The following is a 282-nucleotide window of genomic DNA, read 5'->3' as shown; positions in this document are numbered from 1 at the left end:
GAGTCAGCTTAAACCCCGCTGTCGTCTCCCGAACCGCTCGCCCGGAAGCAGACATTCCCGACGTCCGCTATGGGCCATTTCCGGGCAGTTCCGGACACTCTGGCCCAGGCGAGGCTGCGCACCATCGTCGGCGTTGGCATACCGCTCGACGCCATCGAGGGTAAAATGAAGCTGAACCGGGACAAGTCGATCAAAGATCGGCTCCGCGTCATAGCGGCTCTCGAGGAGCGAGGTGGCGAGAACGGAATGGCCATCGCCGACGTCATCCGTAGTCAACCCGAC

Annotated in this window: 1 pseudogene; it reads left to right on the top strand. The window is 62.4% G+C overall.

Annotated elements, in window-relative coordinates:
• Window positions 1–69: 69 nt before the first annotated feature.
• Window positions 70–282, top strand: a pseudogene (locus EN857_RS35350) (hypothetical protein); the annotation flags it as partial.

This window comes from Mesorhizobium sp. M4B.F.Ca.ET.214.01.1.1 (genome assembly GCF_004791545.1).
Taxonomy (GTDB): domain Bacteria; phylum Pseudomonadota; class Alphaproteobacteria; order Rhizobiales; family Rhizobiaceae; genus Mesorhizobium; species Mesorhizobium abyssinicae.
This window is presented reverse-complemented; position numbering and strand designations above follow the sequence as displayed.